Origin of the sequence: Sutterella parvirubra YIT 11816, assembly GCF_000250875.1 — a bacterium.
In the GTDB taxonomy this organism is placed as follows: domain Bacteria; phylum Pseudomonadota; class Gammaproteobacteria; order Burkholderiales; family Burkholderiaceae_F; genus Sutterella; species Sutterella parvirubra.
In genome coordinates, this window is sequence record NZ_JH604853.1 from 1 (window position 1) to 3949 (window position 3949).

Consider the following 3949-nt stretch of genomic DNA (forward strand, 5'->3'; position numbering starts at 1 on the left):
TCGAACCTCTTCCGTGAAGAGGTTCCTAAACAGTCCGATGGCGGAATGCCCTGCCTTCTGATTGTCTATACGCCCGCGCCTGACGGCGTGGCGGCCAAGTGGGTTTATCGAAAGCAACACAAAGACCCCGCCCGGCGATTTGAAGCCGGTCTAGGCGTCTACGGTGAACGTCCGCCCGGCGTGTCTCTTCAGAGGGCGCGGGAGAAGGCCGCAGAAATTACGGCGATGCTTGCTCAAGGAATTCACCCCTTGGATGAAAAGCGTCGACGTAAGGAGGAACTGGCCGAAGCCAAGAAAGCGGCGGCCGCAGCCGTCAAATACAACACGCCGTTGAGCAAGGTCGCTTTGCTTTGGTTGGAAGACCAAGACAAGGCGGGTAAATGGGCCGATGATTCGAGGGGATATCAGAGGTTTCGCGGCTACCTCAAAAACTGGATTATTCCAGCGCTTGGAAATCTCCCCTTGGATGAGATTGGGCGTGAAGAGGTGTTTGACTTCCTCCAGCGGGACAAGCTCTATATGAAGGTTGACACTGCCGATAAGTGCCGCTCCACGCTGACGGCTATCGGTACTTGGGCCTATATCCACGGTTACCGCCGCGACGATAAGGAGATTGGGAAGTTGGACGGGATCTTGAGAGAAAGGCTCAAGCCTTACTTGCGTCAGGTTCCGAAGCGCGGACACAATCCGGCACTACGGCCGGAAGACATGCCCGAGTTCATGAGCCAATTGAAGCGGCACAACGGGCCGTCAGCGCGCGCGCTGGAGTTCTTGATTCTCACGGCGTGTCGACAAGATTCGATTGTGAACGATAGGGGCAAGGTTCTCGGTCTTCGATGGGAACACTTGGATTTGGATGCTGGAATATGGCACCTTCCGAGGGACTGGACCAAGATGAAAAAAGATATGGATTTGGTTCTGTCGACCTATGCGGTCGATTTGCTCAAGAGCCTGCCGCGGGTTGACGGTTGTCCCTTCGTCTTTCCCGATAGACATGGGACGCGTTCACTGGCACTCGGAACCTTGGGTTTTCTAATCAATAACATGAACGGTGAGCGCTCCCGCGTCGGTCTTCCGAAGTGGGTTGACCCGAAGTATCTGAAAAACGGAGAGCCGCGCGCGGTGACGCCGCACGGGATGCGGGCGACGTTCACAACTTGGGCACGTCAGGGCCGCGACAATTTCAAGCGCTTCAATCCGGACACGGTTGAGCTGTGCGTAGGCCACGCGGTTAGAGACAGACTCGGCGGCGCCTACTATCGTCCGGACCTTTCAGGCGAACTGATTCAACAATGCCGGGATCTTATGAACGCATGGGGTCGCTACTGCCTTACGGGGAAGTGGCCCGACGAACCCGACGACGAATGACTTTGGACCCCTGCCACGGCGGAGGTTTTTCGTGCCCGGCGCCGGGGCGCCTTGGACGCCGAATGGGCTTGAGCTTTCAGCCTACTCAACCTCAAACATTGCAACGATTACAAGGTTGGTTAGTTGGTTTGTTCCTTAGGAAGGGAACTGAAGGGACTGAATCAGTTTTCTCTGCGGCTTCAGCCGGTGAACGATTCCAACCGGCGCCCCACTCGGCTCATCATGCCCCGACGTTCATTCACCCTTAGATCCTGATTCTCTGTTTTTCTGCGGGGGACGAAGGGGAACCCGGGGACCGCCTGTGTTTCTAGCAAACCCGTGGAATCATGGAAGGGGGCCACGCGGGGACCGCGGGGACCGTTGGAATACTCTGCGGTACTGAGAAAGCTGAGGATTTGGCGTACTTCCCAAGCCGGAGGACGGACAGAAAACCCGCGTTGAACGCCGGACGAACCCCGAAAAAGGGGTTGAACAAAGAGCGAACAAAGAGGAATTGAAGCAAGAGCGAAGCAAGAGAAAACTGCGGAAACCCCCCTTCCGGCGTCTCTCTCCGCGGAGGCGGTGCGGGGGCGTCGCCGGTACCCGAGGTGCGGGCGCCTGAATCTCCTCCGGACCGTCAGCGGCGGTCGTGTTGACGGCGTTCATCATCGGGACGCGCCTGAGCACGGTTTCGAGCTGCCCCGGGAAAAATTCGAGCTGCACTGTCAGCCCGTCGGCCCCAGTGTCGGCGCCCGTGTCGCTGAGGGGGAGGGGCGGACTCAAAGTGAAACCGCACCCGGCAAGACCGCGCCCCTCAACTCAATTCGTACGCGTGCGATTCGGGGGATTCTGACGCAGGCGCCTGAAGGCGGTCCGACGCCCTCTCATCGGCGTCTCAGGCCTCTCTGAGCGCACGTCGACGCCCCGGCGGCACGTACCCACGTCGGGCGCCCTCGTGCGCGTGACGGCCCTCCTCGTGGCTTTGGTCGGATGGGCGCCCGGGTCCTTTCGGGAGGTGTTTCGGCGGCGGCGCTCCGAAGCCCGAACCCGGGGAAGATTCCCAAAATTTTTTTAGGGGCGTTTCCTTCCCAAGATTCGGGGCGCCGTCCGCGTCTCCTGCGTCTCTGAGCGCGCGGCGCGGCCTTGGGCTTGCGTACACCCTCATGCCGCCTTCGGCGTGCGCTTGGCGGCCCTCCTAGCGCGAATTTCCGAGCCAATCCGCGCGCGGGCGCGAAGAATGCACCGCACCGGGCGGCGTCGGATGCGCCTGCGGGATGATCGTGCCGAGCCGGATCAACGCTGACCGACGGTAGTGTTGGGCGGCCCGGATGCTTCTCTCACCTGTCGGCGTCCGACCGTTGGGCGTCGGGGCGCCCCGAATTTCCTGATCGGTCCGCGCGGGCGCGCGCGAGAAACGGACCGGGCCGGACGGCCCTCAGGGCGCCTCAATCCTGAGTTTTTACGCCGGTCCGCGCGCGGGCCTGTGCGCGTGAAGAATGGATCTCACAACTCCCGGCCGGACGGTCAAAGCTTCACCGCCGCCCCTGTCGGGACTGAATTTTTTCAGCGTTCCGCGCGTGCGCGCGAGAAACGGACGACCTTGGCCCCGGCCGCACTTCGGTCCGTCACGGTTTCCGGTGCTTTGCCGGAGTCGGGCGCCGGAGGCTTTTCGGCGCCCTCCGCTCTGGTCTTTTCAGGTGCTTTCGTCGGCGTCGCCGGTCACGGCCGAAGGCGCCGCGCGGCTGGTCGTTTCGGGCGCCCTCTGTCGGCTCTCATCCGCACTGGCGGCACGTCGCCCGGCTTCTTTCTGCGGATTTTGCGGAGACCTAAAAAAGGGCTTCAGGCGCCTCCAGCCGCCTCAGCGGACTTGAGACCAGTTTCGAGCTGCACGCTCCTCCGTCGGCTTCGCTTTGCAGGTTTTGCAGTCCCATAAAGAGGGGATGCCCTACCCCGTCCGGCGCCGTCTTGTGTCGACCTAAAATGACCGAAGGCGCGCACGCTTGGGGAGTAGCTACCCCGGGCGCCCGGCTCATCCGTCCCGCTGACCGGGGCGCGCGCCCTTCACTTGCATTGATTCAATCAGCTGGGGCGAAGGGGCATCCGATGGGAGCATACGCAGACAAGTATTTTCAGGAAATCGAAAGAGAGAATCAGCGCTTGGACGACAGTAGGACGTACTCCCGCGGCACTCCTCCGGAGAAGGCTACAAAATCAGATTTTCTGAACGCCCTGAAGAGACAGAGGTGGACCGTTTCGGAGGCCTGTACCCTGTTGTTGGGGTATCGGCTGGATTCTTACCATGCTCAACTCGGCGAATCGCTGGACCGTGAAGAATTCATAGACGGGTTCGTACAGCGTGAACACGACGACTATCTAAGCGCTCGTTCCAATTTATTTTCGGCGATTGAAAACGTCTTTGAGTACACGCACACGAACGGCCCGCGCAGTCTTGTTAGCTTTATGGGTGAATCCCAGCTCTACGCCCAAAATCAAGAAAAAAATTGGCATGAAATCATGTCCGGGTTGGAATTCCCCGTACTAGCCTTCTATCGGTTTGCCAAAGATATTTTGCTACCTAAGGAACCTCTTCACCGGGGCCCTT

2 protein-coding genes are annotated in these 3949 nt (G+C 60.0%); both read left to right on the top strand.

The annotated features are described in order from the left end of the window. Window positions 1-1368 (top strand): tyrosine-type recombinase/integrase (locus tag HMPREF9440_RS00750; protein ID WP_008540529.1); only part of this gene is annotated, 1368 nt, incomplete at its 5' end. Window positions 1369-3327: 1959 nt separating this feature from the next. After that, a partial coding sequence (locus HMPREF9440_RS00755; protein ID WP_148516227.1) for a hypothetical protein occupies window positions 3328-3949 on the top strand: 622 nt, incomplete at its 3' end.